16 protein-coding genes and 1 pseudogene are annotated in these 18,641 nt (G+C 61.0%); 11 read left to right on the forward strand and 6 right to left on the reverse strand.

Going from position 1 to position 18,641, the window contains the following annotated elements; genetic code table 11:
• Positions 1 to 32 precede the first annotated feature (32 nt).
• From EOC94_RS16940 to EOC94_RS16960, 5 genes are all read right to left on the reverse strand, one after another.
• Positions 33 to 842 carry a formylmethanofuran dehydrogenase subunit C gene (locus EOC94_RS16940; protein ID WP_095489042.1) on the reverse strand — a complete coding sequence of 270 codons (810 nt, stop codon included), beginning with the start codon at positions 840 to 842 and terminating at the stop codon, positions 33 to 35.
• The gene (fhcD, locus tag EOC94_RS16945) at positions 839 to 1,747 is read right to left on the reverse strand and encodes a formylmethanofuran--tetrahydromethanopterin N-formyltransferase (RefSeq protein ID WP_095489041.1); all 909 of its coding nucleotides are present in this window, start codon (positions 1,745 to 1,747) and stop codon (positions 839 to 841) included. Before fhcD ends, EOC94_RS16940 begins: the two co-directional genes overlap by 4 nt.
• Positions 1,735 to 3,366, reverse strand: a complete 1,632-nt coding sequence (locus EOC94_RS16950; RefSeq protein ID WP_095489040.1) for a formylmethanofuran dehydrogenase subunit A — start codon at positions 3,364 to 3,366, stop codon at positions 1,735 to 1,737. Before EOC94_RS16950 ends, fhcD begins: the two co-directional genes overlap by 13 nt.
• Positions 3,360 to 4,466, reverse strand: a complete 1,107-nt coding sequence (locus EOC94_RS16955; RefSeq protein ID WP_127291934.1) for a tungsten formylmethanofuran dehydrogenase — start codon at positions 4,464 to 4,466, stop codon at positions 3,360 to 3,362. Before EOC94_RS16955 ends, EOC94_RS16950 begins: the two co-directional genes overlap by 7 nt.
• A gap of 118 nt (positions 4,467 to 4,584) precedes the next feature.
• A complete protein-coding gene (locus EOC94_RS16960; protein WP_095489038.1) occupies positions 4,585 to 4,965 on the reverse strand; it encodes a 4a-hydroxytetrahydrobiopterin dehydratase in 381 nt (126 codons plus the stop codon).
• Between the two features lie 159 nt (positions 4,966 to 5,124).
• Here EOC94_RS16960 and EOC94_RS16965 point away from each other — a divergent pair, with 159 nt between their 5' ends.
• From EOC94_RS16965 to fae, 7 genes are all read left to right on the forward strand, one after another.
• Entirely contained in the window at positions 5,125 to 6,093 is a 969-nt protein-coding gene (locus tag EOC94_RS16965; RefSeq protein WP_127291937.1) for a beta-ribofuranosylaminobenzene 5'-phosphate synthase family protein, read from the forward strand.
• Positions 6,094 to 6,134: 41 nt separating this feature from the next.
• Positions 6,135 to 7,028: an NAD(P)-dependent methylenetetrahydromethanopterin dehydrogenase gene (locus tag EOC94_RS16970; RefSeq protein WP_127291939.1), complete on the forward strand. Its 894-nt coding sequence runs from the start codon at positions 6,135 to 6,137 to the stop codon at positions 7,026 to 7,028.
• Complete coding sequence (locus EOC94_RS16975) at positions 7,006 to 8,154, forward strand: ATP-grasp domain-containing protein (protein WP_245465587.1); 1,149 nt, start codon at positions 7,006 to 7,008, stop codon at positions 8,152 to 8,154. Before EOC94_RS16970 ends, EOC94_RS16975 begins: the two co-directional genes overlap by 23 nt.
• Positions 8,151 to 9,107, forward strand: a complete 957-nt coding sequence (mch, locus tag EOC94_RS16980; RefSeq protein ID WP_127291942.1) for a methenyltetrahydromethanopterin cyclohydrolase — start codon at positions 8,151 to 8,153, stop codon at positions 9,105 to 9,107. Before EOC94_RS16975 ends, mch begins: the two co-directional genes overlap by 4 nt.
• Positions 9,108 to 9,121: 14 nt before the next feature.
• Complete coding sequence (locus EOC94_RS16985) at positions 9,122 to 10,153, forward strand: RimK family alpha-L-glutamate ligase (RefSeq protein WP_245465588.1); 1,032 nt, start codon at positions 9,122 to 9,124, stop codon at positions 10,151 to 10,153.
• 63 nt (positions 10,154 to 10,216) lie between these two features.
• Positions 10,217 to 11,023 carry a triphosphoribosyl-dephospho-CoA synthase gene (locus EOC94_RS16990; RefSeq protein WP_245465589.1) on the forward strand — a complete coding sequence of 269 codons (807 nt, stop codon included), beginning with the start codon at positions 10,217 to 10,219 and terminating at the stop codon, positions 11,021 to 11,023.
• Between the two features lie 168 nt (positions 11,024 to 11,191).
• Complete coding sequence (gene fae, locus EOC94_RS16995; protein WP_095489033.1) at positions 11,192 to 11,698, forward strand: formaldehyde-activating enzyme; 507 nt, start codon at positions 11,192 to 11,194, stop codon at positions 11,696 to 11,698.
• 246 nt (positions 11,699 to 11,944) lie between these two features.
• Here fae and EOC94_RS17000 read toward each other — a convergent pair whose 3' ends face one another.
• Positions 11,945 to 12,643, reverse strand: a complete 699-nt coding sequence (locus EOC94_RS17000) for a HisA/HisF-related TIM barrel protein (RefSeq protein ID WP_245465590.1) — start codon at positions 12,641 to 12,643, stop codon at positions 11,945 to 11,947.
• Positions 12,644 to 12,704: 61 nt separating this feature from the next.
• Between EOC94_RS17000 and EOC94_RS17005 the strand changes: the two genes are divergently transcribed.
• The 4 genes and pseudogenes from EOC94_RS17005 (at position 12,705) to EOC94_RS17015 (ending at position 18,598) form a co-directional block, all read left to right on the forward strand.
• On the forward strand, positions 12,705 to 13,739 hold the full coding sequence (locus tag EOC94_RS17005) for a hydantoinase/oxoprolinase family protein (RefSeq protein ID WP_127291954.1): 1,035 nt from the start codon (positions 12,705 to 12,707) through the stop codon (positions 13,737 to 13,739).
• A gap of 32 nt (positions 13,740 to 13,771) precedes the next feature.
• On the forward strand, positions 13,772 to 13,897 hold the full coding sequence (locus EOC94_RS35080) for a hypothetical protein (protein ID WP_281032973.1): 126 nt from the start codon (positions 13,772 to 13,774) through the stop codon (positions 13,895 to 13,897).
• 239 nt (positions 13,898 to 14,136) lie between these two features.
• Positions 14,137 to 14,647: pseudogene (locus EOC94_RS35255) on the forward strand (tyrosine-type recombinase/integrase).
• Positions 14,648 to 15,079: 432 nt separating this feature from the next.
• The gene (locus EOC94_RS17015; RefSeq protein WP_127291956.1) at positions 15,080 to 18,598 is read left to right on the forward strand and encodes an ATP-binding protein; all 3,519 of its coding nucleotides are present in this window, start codon (positions 15,080 to 15,082) and stop codon (positions 18,596 to 18,598) included.
• Positions 18,599 to 18,641 lie beyond the last annotated feature (43 nt).

Below are 18,641 nucleotides of genomic sequence, written 5' to 3' on the forward strand. Positions count from 1 at the left end.
GGCGCTGAAGGCATTTGCGTAATCAACACGCCTCAGCGAGGGAAAAGAACCTCACCCATTCCAAGCACCGCGTTGTCGCCGCCATATTTTTGCGGCGCATTGCCCAGAAGCGGCCGTTTCAAAATACCCTCGGCGATCAGATGGCGATCGACGATGGCGGCAAAAACGCTCTCCGGCGCGCCGCATTCGACGAAGCTCGGCGACAGACTTTTCGGCGCGCGATCGAGCAGGATCGAACCGCGGCGCATCAGGTAGCCGGGCATTTCGCCGGTGCCGCCGGCCACCACCAGCGTGCCGGCGATCATGCGGCTGCCGGCATTGTCGCCTGAACCCTTCAGCACCGCGATCAGGCCGCGCCGCATGCGGTCGGCGGCAAAAGCGCCCGCTTTGCCCCTGACGATCAGCACGCCGCCATTCATGCCGGCCAGCTCCCCGGCGAGCGGCGCACCGAGGTGATCGCCGGCGTTGCCTGTTATTTCAAGCCTGCCGCCGCGCATTCCGGAGCCGGCATGCGGACCCGCATTGCCTTCGATCGTCAGCTTGCCGCCGCGCATGGCGCGCCCGGCCTGGGCGCCGGCATTGCCGACGACACGAACCGAACCGCCCCGCATGCCTTCCGCCACGCGATCGAGGCGCGCGCTTCCACCTTCGAACACGATGTCCAGCGGATCGTTGCCGGCGACGCGAAAAATATCGCCGACCTTCGATCCATGCTTCGACATGCCGATCTGGATTCTTTCGATATCGCGCCTTTCGATCCCGGCAAGCCGCTCTGGCGTCAGCGGCGACAGGTCAAGGCGCTCGGGCGGCTCGGCGACAAGGGTGAAGGTCAGCGCCTTCATGGCAGCATATCCTTCAGCGAATAGATGAATTTGCCGAGCTTGCCGCCGTAATTGCCGGCGCTTATGCGAACCGCGCCTCGCTTCGGCCCGAGCTCGATGACGGCGTTGATGCCGGCCTTCATCGCGGCGGCAACGGCATCGTTGGTCTCGCCATCGATGACGATTTCCAGGACGGCGTTGATGTCGGGACCGAGCTCACTCCTGACGACACCGCGCAGTGTCGGCGCGTAGGCTTCGTTGGCCGAGGCGATCATGCCCTTGTATTTACCGCCGATCTTGGAACCCGAACGGGCAATGCCGCCCGGAAACGGCACGATCGCGCCGGGCACCAGGCCTATCGCGGCGACCGCGGCCTCTGCGGCAACCAAGGCCTTGGCGCTGCTTTCAGCCATGACGAAGAAATTGCCGCCGCCGACGGCATCCTTCGTCAGCCCGGTCGTTGCTTCGCACAGGAATTCGCCATCCATGACGGGAACGCGCCAAAAATGCCGGCCGCCGATTTTCTTGGAGATCTGCCAGCCGTCGCCAAAATAACGCAGCGCCGAACCGAGCTTCAACTCGGCGCTGCCCTCCAGTCCGGCGAAGCAGGCCGAACCCGGCGAGGTCAAGACACACTGGCCGACGCGATTGAGCAGTTGTTTCTGCAGTTCGTCTGTTCCCATCGCAAAGATCATCACGCGGCAGCCGGGCCGGCCATCCGGTGTGGCCGATGGCGGCAGTTCGACGTCGATTGCCGCTTCGCAGCCGCAGCCGATCACCGAGGTGGCAAAGCCGGTCATGGTGATCGCCGCCTGGCGAGCCCATTTCCGGTTCGGCGCGGTGATGATGATGGCGGTCGCGCGCATGCCGAAGGCCTCGGCAAAGGTATCGTCGATCACTATGCCATTTACGCTCACGTTCGGCATGCAACCTCGCCGAATGGCTGTTCGCGCGCGATCGCGGAATCTGGGAAATTGAACCAGTCCAGCGACAGGCCGTAGCGCTGCTGGTGATAGTCCTCCAGACGCCGCACCATTGCCTTGTCCGGCGACGGATTGAGCCTGAGCGCCTTGCCCCACCGGTAATGGGTGATCTCTCCATCCTGCACGACGAGATCGCCATCCTTGAAGACATATGCCGCCTGCCCCAGCATTTTCGCGATGTTCCCGTCCCTGCGGTAGACAGCGATGTCGGCTATGGCGCCGGCGCCGAGGTGGCCCCGGTCTGTTAGCCCGAGCAGCTTGGCTGGGGCCGCGCGCGTCATGATGGCAATTTCCTCGAACGTGTATTCGCGGTCGATTGCGGCCAGGGTGGAGAGCGCCATGGCGGATTTTGGAAGTCCGGCAATCATTTCGGTGCGCGCTTCCCGGCTCATCAGCAGCTCGAACAGAGCCGGGTAGACGGTAAAGGGCGCGCCATTGGGATGATCGGTGGTGAAGAAGACACGCCAGGGATCGTTGATCAGGAGAAAAAGCTCGAGCCCGATCGCCCACTGCATCGCGCCATAGAAATCCTTGCCATAGCTGTAGGGCACGATGCCGCCGCCATTGCCGTCGCCGTCATGAATGACGGATTTCTTCGGGCTCGCGCTGCCACGCGCCGAAAACTGCCGCATGACGTCGGAGGAGACGGTGACCGTCTGGCCGAACATCACCTGGCCGATATCGATGGTGACTTCCGGCGTCGCGTTGACCAGTTCGGCGAGACGCGCCGCGGCCGAGGAAAACCTGCGCTTGCCTTCCGTGCCGTAGCCATAGAACTGGAGGTGGGCGAGGTGCATCGGCAACCCCTCCGCTGCCGCGATCGTCGCGGCCGCCGTGTCCGCCGATCCGGGACTGCCCAGATTGTTGCAATGGACATGCAGAGGGTGCGGGACGCCAAGGCTGTCGACGGCGGCCTGCAGCGTCTTGACGATCTTGCGCGAGCTGACGCCATAGGAAGGCACCACATCGTCCAGCGAGAAGGTGCGGACGTTTTCCTTGAAGGCGGCCGCCGCGCCGGCGTTGATCACCTTGACCCCAAGCGCCCGTGTCGAGGCGACTGTCCAGGCGACATAGTCCTCGATCATTTGAGACGAAGCGTCGTCGCGGATCATTGACAGCAGGAAATCGTCGTTGCCGAGAATGGCGAGCGTCGCCTTGTCGATGATCGGGATGTCGGCCAATTCGAGATGGGTGTGAAGTGCCGCTCCCGGCGACATAGCCGGCTCGACGACCGTGGTGAAACCCATCTTGGCGTAGAGGCAGCCGGTCTGGAAGGTCGACCAGCCGGCATTGGAGAGCGGCGTCGTCGCCGGCCGCGCCTGATGCGCGGCATGCTGCTCGGGCAGGAGCAGCCGTGCCGTGTTCACATTGCCGCCACCGATGTGGGAATGGATGTCGATGGCGCCCGCCATCACGACGCAGCCGGCAGCGTCGATGGTCCGGTCGGCAGCGCCCCCCGCCGGCGCCGCAACGATCTTATCGTCCCTGATCCAGAGGTCGCCCTTGCCGAGACGACCGTTGACCGGATCGATGATGTCGCCGCCCGCAATTTTCGTCAGCATGGCAACGCGGCCTCGGCGGAGACATGACTGGCGACCAGGCGGATGACAGTCGCAGCGGAGGGCAGTTCGGACGCCGCTCGCGCATGGATCGACCTTAGCGAACCGGTGCGGCTGGAATAGACCACCGCCTCGTGATCGACGCCCGCTTCGCCGATGGCGATGGTGACCGCAGCGCCCGCGACCGGCTTCTGCGTTTTCGCCAACGCGATCAGCGCCATGCGGTTCCTTTTCTTCTGCGGCTGGACAATTGAGGAGGAGATCCGCAGGTGCAGGTCGGCTTCGCCGGCAGCGATCATGCGCGCGACATCGTAACGCCAGGGATCGAATTCCGGGAAGCCGCGCGCAAAGCCCGTGCGCAGCGGAAAACCCGCCATCCAGGTCGAGGCGAGCGCGCTTCCCCATCCGTTTTCGCGCGCCGGCAGATGAAGGCCGGATGCGCGTGATTTGCGGTTGAGATCGGCGATCAGTCCTTGCAGCATCTCCAGCGCCAGCCCTTCGGTTGCGTCGCCTGAAAACAGGAAGACTGGAAAATGCGCAGCCTCCAGGGCTTTGGCGAAATCGTCGAAGTTCGACACCGGCTGCGAAGTCTGACGCCCCCTGCACTGCGTCCTCAGCGCCGCCAGCGTCGCGCCGAGGCTTGCCTCGCCGCAGGAGAGGAGCGTCGCCGTCCGCCCGTTGCTCAACGGCGGCGCAGACGCCCCGTTCGACCCGACCAGAAAGATTTCACGTTGATTCTTGCCTGTGAGATCGGGGGCCGAGAGATCGGGAACCGTGGCCGAGAGTTCGCCGACAATTTCATGATGGATTTGCGGGAGTTCGCCCACGATCACCACGACATCGGCGCGCCGGCGCGTCTCGCCGGGCGCGACGGTCATCGCGCCTTTGTCGGTAAAAAGCGCGGTCTCCCGGGAAACTGCCGCGCCATCGGCATGATCGTATGCCGCGCCAACCCGCTCAGCCAGCGCGATCGCCGCTCTGGTGCCGTGTATATCCGTATCCAAGCTGAAAACCGGGCACCGGCTCGACCCCAACAGCGCGGCGGCATGTGCAGCCGCGCGCTCGACCAGCGTTTCCCGGTTGCCGATCCAAGCAACCGCCATTCACTACGCTACTTTCTGGTGCCGGCCCGATCCTAGACGAAACTGGATCGGCCGTGAACCCCGCCTGCCAGCAGATTAGCGAATGTTTTCATACGCCATCAACAAATTCCGACCGCGCTTAATCATATTTGATGTAAGCGAAGCGCTGATCGGTCGGCGGAGTGCCTTCCAGCGCGCCGCCTTCCTTGGCCGGCTGCCACTGGACGACATCCTCGATCTTTTTGGCCAGCTCGAAGTCTTTGTCGGTGATGCCCTTCGCTGCATGGTTCATCAGGCGCACCTCGACCCAGGCATAGGACGCCGTGATGTCGGGATGGTGCCACGCCGCCTCGGCGAGATGGCCGACCGTGTTGATCACCATCAGTGTCGATTTCCAGCTGTGGGTCTTGTATTTGCGCCGGATCCAGCCGTTCTCGTAGCGCCATTTCGGCAGCTCCTTCTCGAGCCGGTCGGCGATCTCGGCTTCCGAATAGACCTTTTCCTTAGCTGTCTCGCTCATCTCGACCTCCGCGAATGGCCCGGTCCGTTTTCGCGCCGGGGCCAAAGAAGATAAAACGAATGCACTCTCTCCGGCTTGCCCCTTCTACGAAAACAGCTATCATGGCGACGGGCACCTAAACTTCCATGATGCGTCTATGATGCACCCATCGGGGGGTAGATGTCGAATTCTGTCACCATACGAGTGCCCTCCCGCCTGCACCTTGGCTTCCTCGATCTCAATGGTGATACCGGACGTCGCTTTGGCAGCGTCGGGCTACCTCTGAGCGAACCCGAAACCGTCGTCACCCTGTCTCGATCCAGCGAGACCATCGTCGAAGGCCCCGAGAGCCGTCGCGCCGGCGAACATTTGTCGACGCTCTGCAGCCATCTCGGCGTTCGCGGTCAGCACCGGCTGGTGGTCGAGCAGTCGATCCCGAGCCATGCCGGCCTCGGCTCCGGCACGCAGATCGCCCTTGCCGTCGCCTCGGCGCTGCGCACGCTCCACCAACTGCCTCTCGATATCGGCGGCGACGCGACCCTGCTCGATCGGGGCGGCCGATCCGGCATCGGCATCGCCAGTTTCGAAAGCGGTGGTGTCATTGTCGACGCCGGCAAGGACGACAGCGGCAGGCCGCCGCCGGTCGTGGCGCGATTGCCGTTTCCGGAAGAGTGGCGCGTCATCCTGATCCTCGACCATGGCGGGCATGGACTGCATGGCGATGCCGAGATCGCGGCGTTTCGCTCGCTGCCACCCTTCCCGGCATCCGGCAGCGGCGAGATCTGCCGGCGGGTGCTGATGGGCATCATGCCGGCTCTGGTCGAGCACGACCTTCCAGCCTTCGGCGCCGCCGTCGCCGCGATCCAGATGCTGATCGGCACCCATTTCGCCCCGGCGCAAGGCGGCGTTTTCACCTCCAAGCGGGTCGAGAGGGTGGCCCATGCTCTCAATGAAGCAGGCGCCGTCGGCATCGGGCAGAGCTCATGGGGGCCAACAGGGTTTGCCTTCGCCCCATCGCAAGACGCCGCGGTCAGGTTCGTCAGCGCGGTTCAGCAGACAGTTGAGCACGGCATCGAGATCAGGATCGTCAAGGGCAGGAATTCCGGCGCGAAGATCAGTTCGACCAAACTTGATCTCGTCGGCAGCTGACGGCTCGGCAACACGATCAGGTTCAAGGAGAAAGGCGAGAAATGGCCCGCAAACATATCCTGCACATGCTGACGCCGTTGAAGCACATGAGCCCTTTCGACGTGAACATGGCGCTCGATGCAGGCTTCGACGCCGTCGTCCCCTATGTCGACGTAAGCCTCGGCGAGGTGACAGGCCTCGTGCAGGACGCGATCTTTTCGCGCCCGCCCGATGCAGGGGTCGACACCGGCATCTTCATCGCCGGCAAGGATGCCTCGCTGGCGCTCGACATGTTCGACGCAGCGCGAAAGGCGATGGTGCCGCCTTTCCAGGTTTCGGTATTCGCCGATCCGGCCGGCTCGTTCACCACGGCCGCGGCGATGGTGGCCAAGGTCGAAAAAGCGCTGGAGAAGAAATTCGAGCGTGGGTTGAGAGACACGAGGATCGCTGTTTTCGGCGCCACCGGCGTCGTCGGCTTCTGCACAGCCGTCATCGCGGCCAGGGAAGGCGCCCGGGTCACGCTTGTCGGTCATGACGGCATCGAAAGGGTCGGGCAGATCGCGGCTGAGATCAAAAGCCGATTCAAGATCGACGTCGATGCGGCTGACGGGTCGAGCGAGGCCCGGAAGACGAAGCTGGTCGAGGCGAGCGAGGTGATCCTGGCTTGCGCCAAGGCCGGCGTTCAGGTGGTCTCGAAAGCCCAGTTGAAAGGCGACGGCCTGCTCATTGCCGCCGACGTCAATGCGGTTCCGCCGGCCGGCATCGAAGGCGTGGCCGTCAACGCCAATAGCGATCCGCTCGAAGCGGCAAAAGCTGTCGGCATTGGTCCGCTTGCCATCGGCAACGTGAAATACAAGGTCGAATTCGGCCTCTTCAAAAGAATGATCGAATCCGAAAAAACCATCACGCTCGATTTCCAGGAAGCATTTTCCCTTGCACGCGAGATTGCCAAGTAACGCCGGATCCCTCCTGATCGCGGCGATTTCAGGCCGGGCGCTGGCTGCCGCTGCGCGCCGCGCCGGCTATCGTCCGCTGGTCGCCGATTTCTTTTGCGACACCGACACGGTCGCGCTCGCCGAACGCGCGACGATGCTGCCGGGCGACCTGCAGGGCAGCATCAACGGGGAGCGCATCGTCGAGACGCTTCGGCAACTGGCTGGAGACGACCGGCCGGTCGCCATCGTCGTGGGCTCGGGCTTCGAGCGGATGACGGAGACAGTAGACGAGGTCGCGCGCCATTTTCCGCTCGCCGGCAATAGTGGCGCCGCGATCCGCAGGATCAAAGACCCGCAACTGCTGGCCGCCGATTGCGCCGAAATCGGCATCCCGCATCCGGAATTCCGATGGAGCCGGCCGCCCGATCCGGAGAACTGGGTGGTCAAGACCGCGGGCGGCGCCGGCGGCGCGCATATCAGACGGGCCGCCGGAGAAACCCCGATATTACAGTGTCAGGTCCCTGGCGGCCGCTATTTCCAGCGTTTCGTTGCCGGCCGCAGCATCTCGGCTCTGTTCGTCGGCGACGGCCAAAGCGCCGATATCGTCGGCTTCAGCCAACAATGGGCGTCCCCCGCCCCGGCAGCGCCCTACCGCTATGGCGGCGCCGTGCGGTTGAGACGCTTCGATCGCAAGCAGGCGGCGATGATCCGCGGCTGGCTTTCAGGCCTGACGCGCCGCGCCGGCCTGGTTGGATTGTGCAGCGCCGATCTCATTCGCGGACCGGATGGCTACAAGCTCATCGAGATCAACCCGAGGCCAGGCGCCACGCTCGACATTTTCGACGATGCCGACGCGCCGCTGATCGAAGCGCATCTGCGCGCTGCGGCAGGCAGGGCCTACCACCTGCCGCGCTTCGTCGATTCGATGGCATCGATGGTGACCTACGCCGCGGCGCCGATCGCCCAGTTTCCATCGATTGCCTGGCCTGAATGGACTGCGGACCATCAGTCGCCCGGCACCCGTCTGATTGCTGGCGATCCTGTCTGCACCATCTTCGCGCGCGGTCCGAGCGCCAATTTGACCAGGCGGCTCATCAAGGGACAAGCCAGCAGATTGCAACACCAATGGGAAGGAGACCGGACATGAAAGACGGTTCGGCATTCCTGAACGACAATGCGCAGCGCATCATCGACGGCATGATCGGCAACGCCGAACGCCTGCGTATCGCCGTTTCCAGGGGGCCATTGGGCGAGTGCCTGATCGATGCCGGCGCCAAGGCCACCGGCGGCGTCGAGGCCGGGCTGCGCATGGCGGAAGCCGCGATGGGCGGGCTCGGCAGCATTTCGGTCTGCATGGACCGCGCGTCGGAGAAATGGCCGTTGACCATCGAAGTGCGGTCCTCGCAGCCGGTGCTTGCCTGCCTGGGCAGCCAGTATGCGGGCTGGAACCTGTCGAGCCAGGGCTATTTCGCCATGGGATCGGGACCGGCGCGGGCGCTCGCCCGCGTCGAGCCGCTGTTCGAAGCGCTTTCCTATCGCGACACCGCGTCTTCCGCCGTGCTTATCCTGGAGACGGCCGAACCGCCGCCCCAAGCGATCGTCGAGAAGGTCGGCAGGGCAACCGGATTGCCAACCGAAAAGCTTACCTTTCTCTATGCGCCAACACAAAGCCTTGCGGGCAGCGTGCAGATCGTTGCGCGCGCGCTCGAAGTCGCCTTGCACAAGAGCAACGATCTCAAGTTTCCGTTGGAAAATATCGTCGACGGCATCGGCACGGCGCCTATCCCCGCCCCCCATCCGGATTTCCTGACCGCAATGGGCAGAACCAACGACGCCATCATCTATGGCGGCAGCGTCCAGCTTTTCGTAAAAGGCTCGGCGAAAGACGCCAGTGAGCTCGCGGAGCGACTGCCGAGCCGCGCCTCGCGCGACCACGGCCACCCGTTCGCCGAGGTTTTCAAGCGGTTCAAGGGTGATTTCTATGCCATCGATCCGCTGCTGTTCAGCCCGGCCGAAGTGATCGTCACGGCGATCGAGACTGGCGACACGTTTCGCGCCGGCGAGCGTGATCTGCGGATGCTCGAACGGAGCCTCGGTTAGACCATGGCGGTGCAATGGATTCGTCTGTCATCCGCCTGCCGGGCCGCTCGCTCGCGCTTTCGGTATACCGGTATCCGAGGCCTAATATGATCCCCCGCATCCTGATTGTCAGCGATAATTCGGACGCTCGCGCCAAAGGCCTGGCGGCAAGGCTGGACCGGCGGGGCGCCGTTGTCGCAACCGTGCCGCTGGCGGCGATCGCGTTCGACACCGGCAGCCCGAGCGGACTGTCGATCCCCGGCCTCGACGGCGCGCTGCCCGACGCCGTGCTGGTCCGTTCGATCGCCGCCGGATCGTTCGAAGCGGTCACCCGGCGCCTCGGCGTGCTGCACGCATTCGCCATGCTTTCCATACCGGTGTGGAATTCCGCACAGGCGATAGAACGCTGCGTCGACAAGTCGATGACGACCTTCCTCCTGAAGAGTGCCGGCCTGCCGACGCCGCCGACATTCGCGGTCGAGGGACGTGCCATGGCCGAAGCGATCGCCGAACGCGAACTGCCGTTCACGCCGCTGGTGCTGAAGCCGCTTTTCGGCGCGCAGGGCCGCGGCATCAGGCTGATCGAAACACTATCCGATCTCCCCGCCGAGGACGAGGTGAACGGCGTCTACTATCTCCAGCATTACGTGCCGCGTCCCGGCCCTCCTTTCCGCGATTTTCGCGTTTTCGTCTGCGCCGGCGAAGTCCTGGCGATGATGAGCCGCCGTGGCGACGACTGGATCACCAACGTCAATCGCGGGGCGGTGCCCGAGCAAGTCTCGGGGCACGGCGAAACCGAACTGGCGGCGCTGGCAAGAGCCGCCGCCGCCGCTATGTCAGCGGATTTCGCCGGCGTCGATATCGTGCCGTCGGCCGACGGCAAGCTGTTCGTGCTGGAGGTCAACAGCATGCCCGCCTGGTCCGGGCTTCAATCGGTCGTCGCGGTGAACATCGCCGATGCGATTGCCGATGCCCTGCTGAAATTCCTGGCCGATCGCCCAGCTGATCGCCCAGAGGAGGCGGCGGCGACGCGTCCGTACCGTTTCACCGCGCCGGCGAATTCGTGACGAGCCGGTAGCATGGCGCTTTCGCGAGAACGGCTCCGGGTTGCCTACGAGGACGCCTGCCGGATGGAGATCGAGGCGCTGAAACCCGGCAACGTCCATCTGTTCGCTGACGGGCACGGCATGTCGGCCGCCCAGTTCATGATGAGCGCAGAGGTCTCGTCGGGGCCGCTGACCGATCCTCGCCTGCCGGTCGGACAGCGCATCCTAGAAGCGGTCCGCGCGACACGTCTGGCGGTCACGACCAATACCAACCTCGGTATCATCCTTCTGGCAGGGCCTCTGCTATGCGCCGCCGAAATGACGGGCGCCCCACTGCACGACAATCGACTGCACGACAATATCGACGCGGTGCTGCGCGCGATGAGCATGGACGATACCAGGGCGGTGTTCGAGGCGATCGTCGCGGCCGCGCCGGGCGGCCTTGGAGAGGCCGCGAACGATGTGCGGCAGGAGCCGAAGGTTCATCTGCTCGAAGCCATGCGTGAGGCGGCCGACCGCGACATGATCGCCCGCCAGTATGTTACCGGTTTCGGCGACGTGTTCGGCGTCGGGCTTGCGGCTCTGGAAGCGGCGTTGGCACGCGGGGAAGGAGGCATGTGGCCGACGGTATTCGCCTATATGGCGTTTCTCGCCGGCTTCCCCGACAGTCATGTGGTGCGCAACCATGGCGCTGAAGCCGCAAATCAGGCGCGGCAAGAAGCCGTTGCCATCCAGGCGGCGCTCCATGCCAACGACGACGAAGCGTCACGCATTCGTCTGCTCATCGGGCTCGACCGCCGGCTGAAGGCGGACAAGGTCAACCCCGGCACCTCGGCCGACCTGACCGTGGCTACTCTTTTAGTCCACCTCCTCGGCGTTCAGCTTGCATAATCGCAACGTTGGTGGTTGACTTTCAGGAGCGGAAGCTGGGCTTCCGCGGCTATCCAGCCAACCGGTCCGGATGTCCGGGCGCTGCCAACAAGGATAGCTGTCCATCGAGCGCTCGCTCGGTTTGCGGCGTCTTTGGACACCATAACTGTGTCTTGGAGGAAAATTGGCATGGCAAAGATCTCGAAAGTAATGGTCGGTGAATCGCTGGTAGGAGACGGCAACGAAGTGGCGCATGTCGACCTGCTCATCGGCCCGCGGGGGAGCGCGGTCGAAACGGCATTTTGCAACGCGCTTACCAACAACAAGGACGGCTTTACCTCCCTTTTGGCGGTGATCGCGCCCAATCTTCAGTGCAAGCCCAACACCGTGATGTTCAACAAGGTCACGATCAAGGGCGCCAAGCAGGCCGTGCAGATGTTCGGCCCGGCCCAGCATGCGGTCGCAAAGGCGGTGCAGGACAGCGTCGCCGAGGGGATCATTCCTGCCAGCGAGGCGGACGATCTGTTCATCTGCGTCGGCGTTTTCATCCACTGGGACGCGGCGGACGACGCCAAGATCCAGAAGTACAATTACGAAGCGACAAAGGAAGCCATCCAACGCGCCGTCGCAGGAACGCCGACGGCCGCCGAAGCCACGGATAAGCGGGACCAGGTGAAGCACCCGTTCGCGGCTTAGACAAGAGACAGCCCCGCACAGATAAAACCCTCCGCGGAGCCGGATGGTCTGTTGCGCCGCCTGAAAAAACTTCTGGGCTTTTAGAGCATCGGACCGAAAACTGCCCTCGGGTCTGACCCGAGGGTGGACTGGGTTGGGAATCCGATGCTCCAGCAAGAGATAGAGCGGCGAGACGATCGACTTGAGAGTTCGCCGCTCTAGATCTGAGGCACAGTTTCCGAGGCCGAAATTCGAGGCTACGCGATGTCAGGTGCCAAGCGTTGCGAGGTGACCCGGCGTGAGCGTGCCGTCATGCAGCGAGGTCGCAACCAGCGCCGCGGCGATACCGAGTGACGAAAGGGCGCGAATGTCAGCCTCGTTGCGCACCCCGCCGGCCGCGATTACGGAGCGACTTCCAGCCTTCGCCTTGATTGCCTTGAGCCGCGTGAAATCGGGACCGGAGGCGGTGCCGACCTTGGCCAGTGTCATGACGATCACCTTTTGCGGCCAAAGCTCCGGCTCGTCGAGAAATGATGCCGGACCGCGAAACCCGTCGTCGAAGAAATCCAACGACAGGATAAGGTCTGGATGATCGCAAAAACGCCGGAACAGCGCGTCGTCTTGCTGCGATTCGGAGCCCAGGACCGGGTAAAGCCAGGGCTCGGCAAGTGCTGCCGCAAGGTTTTTCTCGTCGGCGATGCCTGCATCGACCCAAAGCTCCGGCGGCTCCGCCATCGCCTTCAGCCGGTAAAGCGCGCCACTGTTTGGCGTTCCGCCTTCGATGGCATCCAGATCGGCGATATAGAAGGTCGGAAAAGGATAAAGCCCGCGCAGGCCCTCAGTGACTGCGACGACATCGGAACTTTGGCTGAGCGGCGTAACGATCGGCCTGTAGCGATCGCGTTTTCCTTGCTGGGCGCGGACCACTTCGCCGCCTTTCAGGTCGAGAACCGGAATGATACGCAACGCTCTTTTTCTCGCTGACCGACTGCCCTGTCCAACTGTCCCTGTGATGAAAGCTTGAAGTGTGGAAAAAAGAAAGAGCATCGTTGCCGGCTTCGATATTGGCGGCGCGCATCTGAAGGTGACGCGCGCGGAAGACGGCCGCATCGTCGAGGCAGTAACGATCGCCACGCCGCTTTGGCTAGGGCTTCATACCCTGACCTTGGCATTCGAGGAAACGGCTTCGATTTATGCGGGCGCCGATCTCAACGCATTCACCATGACCGGCGAACTGGCGGACATCTTTCCGTCCCGCGATGCCGGCGTCGCGGCTCTGCTCGATGAGATTTCAACCCGTTTCCCAGGCGAAAAACTGATCTACGCCGGGCCGTCCGGCTTTGTCGGGGTCGAGCAGGCAGCGCGGCTGAGCACCGATGTCGCCTCCGCCAACTGGCACGCGACAGCGTCGTTGGTGGCGAAACTCGCTGGCGATGCCCTGTTCGTCGATATGGGCTCCACCACCACCGACATTATCGCCATCAAGAAAGGCGCCGTCGCCAATGACGGCTACACCGATGCCGGACGGCTGCTGACCGGCGAACTGGTTTATACCGGCTTCACCAGGACGTTCCTGTTCGGTGTGGCTTCGTCGGCCCCCGTCCGTGGCAGGCTGACACCACTGATGAACGAGTATTTCGCCTCGATCGCCGACGCGCACCGGATCCTGGAAGTGCTCGACGAGAAGGACGACAGGCACTCTACCGCTGACGGCAAGGAAAAGACGATCGACGGTTCGATCGCGCGGCTGGCGCGCATGATCGGTCGCGACGCCGCCGACCTGACACCGCCGGAATGGCGTGAAATCGCGCGCTGGTTCAGCGAGCAGCAATTACGCAAGATCCACGATGCGGCATCCCTGGTTGCCGGGCCCCTGGCTCGGGATGTGCCTATCGTCGGCGCCGGAACCGGCCGCTGGCAGATCAGGCGGCTGGCCGAACGCATGGAACGCCGCTTCGTCGATTTCGCCGAGATCATCCCCGCAGATGACGCCGTTCGCGGCGAAGCAAGCAGCGTGGCGCCCGCGTCAGCGGTGGCGCTGTTGGCGGGATTTCAATTGTAGGCGCTGTATCATGGCCACCCGATGAGGCCGGCTTGAAAGATCTCAACCCGTACCAGCGCATCCAAGATCGGACCGCGCGCAAGATCGCAACGGGTGGAAACCCGACGTTCGGCACCCGCTCGGCGCATGTCCGGTTCGCGCCGCAGATCGGTCGTTGAGCAGCAGGCCGCGATACCTAAACTAATAGCGGCCGCTGACAGCGTATGCAGGGCAAAGGCTGAAGCTCTAGACTAGGTTTCGTCGCGAACCAGCGCTTCACAGCCATTGTGGCTGAGATACGGATCCTGCTCCAAGTTGACACCATAAGCCTCGATCAGGTCGTGTCCGTGCTGAGCAGGGAGGTGGCAGTCGTCACCTAACTCGCTGACGCTGTCGCAGCAGTCGCTGCCTTCTTGCGATGTGCGAACGCCTTGCGCCGGCGCTTTTTTGCGTTGCCGATCCGCCACGTCTTCGACTGCACGATGTCGCAGTAGGTATCGAAAGCCTCGACAGCAGTTGGCTCCCGCGCCGATCGGCGACTCCGCACGCGCCCGATCAATGGTGGTCCAGCAGAAGACCGGTCGGCCCGTCCAGTTCGAGATCACCGCGGACACGAGGGCAAGTCTGCTCGCGTGGCTCGAACGCCGTGGTGGTAGTATCGACGACTACGCGTTCCCAAGCAGAGTTGACCGAGAGGGACATCTAAGTACGCGTCAGTACGCTCGGTTGGTCGATGAATGGGTTACGGCGATTGGACTGCGTCCCGAGGAATACGGAATGCATTCACTCCGCCGTACCAAGGCCGGCCTGATTTATAAAGCCGAGCTATTCAGATCATGCTTGGGCACACCAAGATCGAGAACACCGTTCGATACCTTGGTGTCGATATCGATGATGCGCTTACGCTTGCCGAGACAACGGAAATCTGATCCGCGCGGCCCTGCTGAACATGGCGGGGGCGCGTTCAGCAACGCGCCCTCTTTTCGGTCCTTCACATCACCCCCTTGCTCTATTGAAAGCGGTCGGTCTCTTGCGCCAAATACAGACCTTATTGATTGCGTCGCCGACCTATCTCTGTCGCGTATCCAGCCTGCGATTGAGGCCGCAGAAATAGGTCTATGATTTATACTGCGCAACGCTCTGTAGACGACCGCGATCGTAGGGCCTCAAAATATCGCGGGAAATTTGAAATCTTTATTTATTAAGGCGTTGCCACCTCACCGACTTCCTATACACCTCTTCAAAGGCTGCCACGTTCGCGGCTAGAGATGGGATGTAAACCGAGCCACGGATTTTTTTCAGTGTATTCTTTACTACGCATGTGGAAACGCAACTTCTGGAAGTCTCCTCAGAACATTTCCGTGAGCAGATTTGTTGATCTGGCGCCGACAAGCAACGCCGATCAGACGGGGATCTACCACGAGGCTTTAGAGTTCGCCACGAACAACGACGAGGTGCTGAACATTGCATTGACCGGTCCCTACGGCTCGGGAAAAAGCAGCGTCATCAAGTCCTTCCTGTTGAAATACCCACGACCTAAGCTGGAACTGTCGTTGGCGTCCTTCTTGCCGGATGGCGAGGTTCCTGGGGTGCGGGTCAGCAAACAGGAAATCGAACGAAGCATCCTGCAGCAGATCCTATACGGCGCGGGCGCAAACAAGCTGCCGCTATCGCGCTTCAAGAGGATTCAGATTCCAGAGAAATGGTCCGCAGCCAGTTCTTTGGCAGTATGCCTAGGGGTGTTCTGCCTTTGGTATATCGTCACCAATCAAACCGATGTGATTTCCGGGAATTTCTTCGAGCCGTTCGAACTGTCCAACTGGTTCAACATCGTATCATTTGGTATTGCAGCGCTGTTCGTTTGGCGGCTGGTTCACACCGCATATTTGAAAAGCCTGGGGCTTTCCCTGAAAAGCATTTCCCTCAAGGACATTCAGATCGCCCCGAAGGCTGCGGACGAGGAATCGATCCTCAATCGGCACCTCGACGAGATTATCTACTTCTTCCAGTCCACCAAATACGACCTGGTCGTCATCGAAGACTTGGATCGGTTCGACAATCCCGACATCTTCGTGACGTTACGCGAAATCAATGCGCTGGTGAATGAGAACGCCGACATACATCGGCGCATTCGATTCCTTTACGCTCTCCGCGACGACATATTCATCAACACGGACAGGACCAAGTTCTTCGAATTCATTGTTCCCGTCATTCCGGTGATCAACCATTCCAACTCGATAGATAAGGTCCTCGAACATACTCAGCGTATCGATCTTGATCGGCGGCTTGATCGGCGTTTCGTTCGCGAGGTTTCCCGATATCTGAGTGATCTGAGGCTAATTGCGAATATCTTCAACGAGTACGTGATCTACGCGTCCAATCTCCGAGCAGACGGAGATGGCGCACTGGATCCAAACAAGCTGCTCGCCGTCTTGATATACAAGAACGTCATTCCGAAGGACTTCGCCGCGCTGCATCGTCGGGAAGGTGCGCTATCCAAAGTGCTGAACCGGTACGATGAATTCGTTGAGAAGTCGCGAGACAAGATCCGCTCTGAACTAGAGCAGATCCAAGCAGACCTAGTCCGCAGCGATGAGCAGTACGCTAGGGATCTCGCTGAACTCCACCGTATCTATGCCATGGCGATCATAGAACGCGTGCCAGAATACTACACGCATTTGCACCCAAGTTTCGGCCAGATAGCGCTCGCTGCGCTACCTCAGCATCCCCAGTTCGATGATCTCTTCTCACAGCCGCCAATGAGGGTAACGAATAGTGCTGGCCAACAAACGCGTGTGGATCTTCGGGAGATCGAAGCGGCGGTAGATCCAAATTGGTCCTTCGCCGAACGCAAGACGCAAATCGAGCACAAGTCTCCTGAGCACAGAGAGAAGATGGAAAACAAGGCTCAGGAACTTAAGGCTGAGCTGTCTTTGCTTCGGACAAGAAAATTCCATGAGGTCGTGAGGGAAAGCTCCGCGCTTATAGAAGAGGTTTTTGCAGAGGTCGGCGAGAACCGGGATCTCCTGAAATTCCTCATTCTGGAAGGTTACCTGGACGATACCTACTATCAATATACCTCACTGTTCCACAGCGGGCGCCTGTCGCGCAATGACAATAGATTCCTGATTCAGATCCGCAGTTTCAACAATCCTGAACCCGATTTCCAGTTGGACAGCATCTCGGAAGTCATTGCCTCGATGCGCGAGGATGATTTCGGACGAACCTACGTCCTCAACCGATTCATCATCGATGGCTTGCTGGAAAATCCCCAGGAGTACGCAGCTCAAAGCACTAGCGCACTCGAATTCATCGCCAGCCACGTCGACGAATGCAAGGACTTTTTCCAAAGCTACTATGCCCGAGGTGCGCATGTAGATCGATTGGTTTCCGCGCTGATCCGGAGATGGCCAGCTTTCACAGTGGTCGCCTTGAGAAGTGATTTGGCAGTCTCACACGCGGCAAGAATCCTTGCGCACGCTCCAAATGGTGCGATCAAGCAAGGAACTCCCGCTGGCTTCATATCGGCACGTTTTGCGTCTCAAGAACTGAGCAGGATTCTCGCCGAACGCGTTGAATTCGATCTGGGCATCTTGAAGTCCCTTCAGGTCGAAATAGCCGATATTCGAGCCATCGCTGATAATCACGATGTGGTCTCGTATGTCGCAGCGGAAGGGCTATACAGGATTTCCCTTGGCAACATTCAACTTATCATGGAACAGGTCGTCAAGTTCCCAACGCCTAGCGATCTGGATACCAAGCATTTCTCCTCACTGCGTGAAGCCAACTACGGTCCGCTGCTAAAGCATGTCGGCTCCAGTTTCGAGGCCTACGTCCGAGACGTCTTACTGAAACTTGAAAACAACACTGCCGAAGATCCGTCCGCGATCATCGAGGTGCTGGGCCACGATGAGGTAGGTCTCGAGCTTCGTTCGGAGTTCCTCAGTATGCAGACGGCGACTTTCCCGTCGTTCGAAGGGGTTCCGGCCGCGTTTCACTCCTCTCTGGTTAAGGAACAGAAGATCGACAGCACTTGGGAGAATTGCTTGGCGTTTCTCATCAGCGAGGCTTTCAGCCCCGAAGTTCTCACGGCCTATCTTCAGAGTGAAGCAAGCGAGGCTCTCTCTCGGAAGACAATCCCGAACGGCAAAAATGCGTTGGCGCTGCGGAAATTCGTGATTGAGAATGACGCGCTGCCGGATGAAATCTATAGGTTACATGTCCGCCAATTGCCGTTTCCCTTCACGGTTCTGCCGGAGGTTGGGCCGATGAAGATCAGGATATTGATCGAGGAGCGCAGAGCTGTTTTCTCAGTCGACAATTTCGTAAAGCTCGGGGACGATGAGCTTAAGGCTCTATTCATCGAATTGAATTTCGAGGACTACAGGCCCAAGCGAAACGAGTTCTCGATCGACGCCAAAGTCATCGAAAGGTTACTGAATTCCAATCTCGCCGACAGTCAGAAAATGGCAATCATCGGCGATATTGACCCAGACCTTGTTTCAAAAAATCCGCCGCTTGCCACTGCCATCGGTCCTGTCCTCGATCGGTCAAAGATCGTGGCAAAAGATTACGGATCGGATTTCGTTCGCGCAGTCATTCTGAACTCTTACCCGGAATGGCTGCAACTATCGTTGTTCAATAAGATGCACGATGTACTGACCATGGGCGAAGTGCGCGATGTGCTTCGAGGTTTGCCCGTGCCGTACCGCGACATAGCCACCTATGGAAAGTCTCCAAGAATCGACAGAGATCCGATCAATGAGCAATTCGCTTTATGGTTGAATGAGCGGAGGATTATCTCGTCATTCGCGCCAACATTGTTTGGTGACGGTATCCGGATCAGCACTTTCAGAAGGGAGCCCGCGACCGATGAGTAGGCAAACCCGTAAGTGCTCGTCGAGATAGCTAGAAGACGAGCTG

The organism is Mesorhizobium sp. M6A.T.Ce.TU.016.01.1.1 (genome assembly GCF_003997065.1).
Lineage (GTDB): Bacteria > Pseudomonadota > Alphaproteobacteria > Rhizobiales > Rhizobiaceae > Mesorhizobium > Mesorhizobium mediterraneum.

Excerpts from the sequence above, each read along its gene's own strand:
- EOC94_RS16950 (WP_095489040.1), bottom strand. The coding sequence starts at position 3,366 with ATGCTGACGAAAATTGCGGGCGGCGACATCATCGATCCGGTCAACGGT.
- fhcD (WP_095489041.1), bottom strand. The coding sequence starts at position 1,747 with ATGCCGAACGTGAGCGTAAATGGCATAGTGATCGACGATACCTTTGCC.
- fae (WP_095489033.1), top strand. The coding sequence starts at position 11,192 with ATGGCAAAGATCTCGAAAGTAATGGTCGGTGAATCGCTGGTAGGAGAC.
- EOC94_RS16990 (WP_245465589.1), top strand. The coding sequence starts at position 10,217 with ATGGAGATCGAGGCGCTGAAACCCGGCAACGTCCATCTGTTCGCTGAC.
- EOC94_RS16965 (WP_127291937.1), top strand. The coding sequence starts at position 5,125 with ATGTCGAATTCTGTCACCATACGAGTGCCCTCCCGCCTGCACCTTGGC.
- EOC94_RS16940 (WP_095489042.1), bottom strand. The coding sequence starts at position 842 with ATGAAGGCGCTGACCTTCACCCTTGTCGCCGAGCCGCCCGAGCGCCTT.
- mch (WP_127291942.1), top strand. The coding sequence starts at position 8,151 with ATGAAAGACGGTTCGGCATTCCTGAACGACAATGCGCAGCGCATCATC.
- EOC94_RS16955 (WP_127291934.1), bottom strand. The coding sequence starts at position 4,466 with ATGGCGGTTGCTTGGATCGGCAACCGGGAAACGCTGGTCGAGCGCGCG.
- EOC94_RS16985 (WP_245465588.1), top strand. The coding sequence starts at position 9,122 with ATGGATTCGTCTGTCATCCGCCTGCCGGGCCGCTCGCTCGCGCTTTCG.
- EOC94_RS16970 (WP_127291939.1), top strand. The coding sequence starts at position 6,135 with ATGGCCCGCAAACATATCCTGCACATGCTGACGCCGTTGAAGCACATG.
- EOC94_RS16960 (WP_095489038.1), bottom strand. The coding sequence starts at position 4,965 with ATGAGCGAGACAGCTAAGGAAAAGGTCTATTCGGAAGCCGAGATCGCC.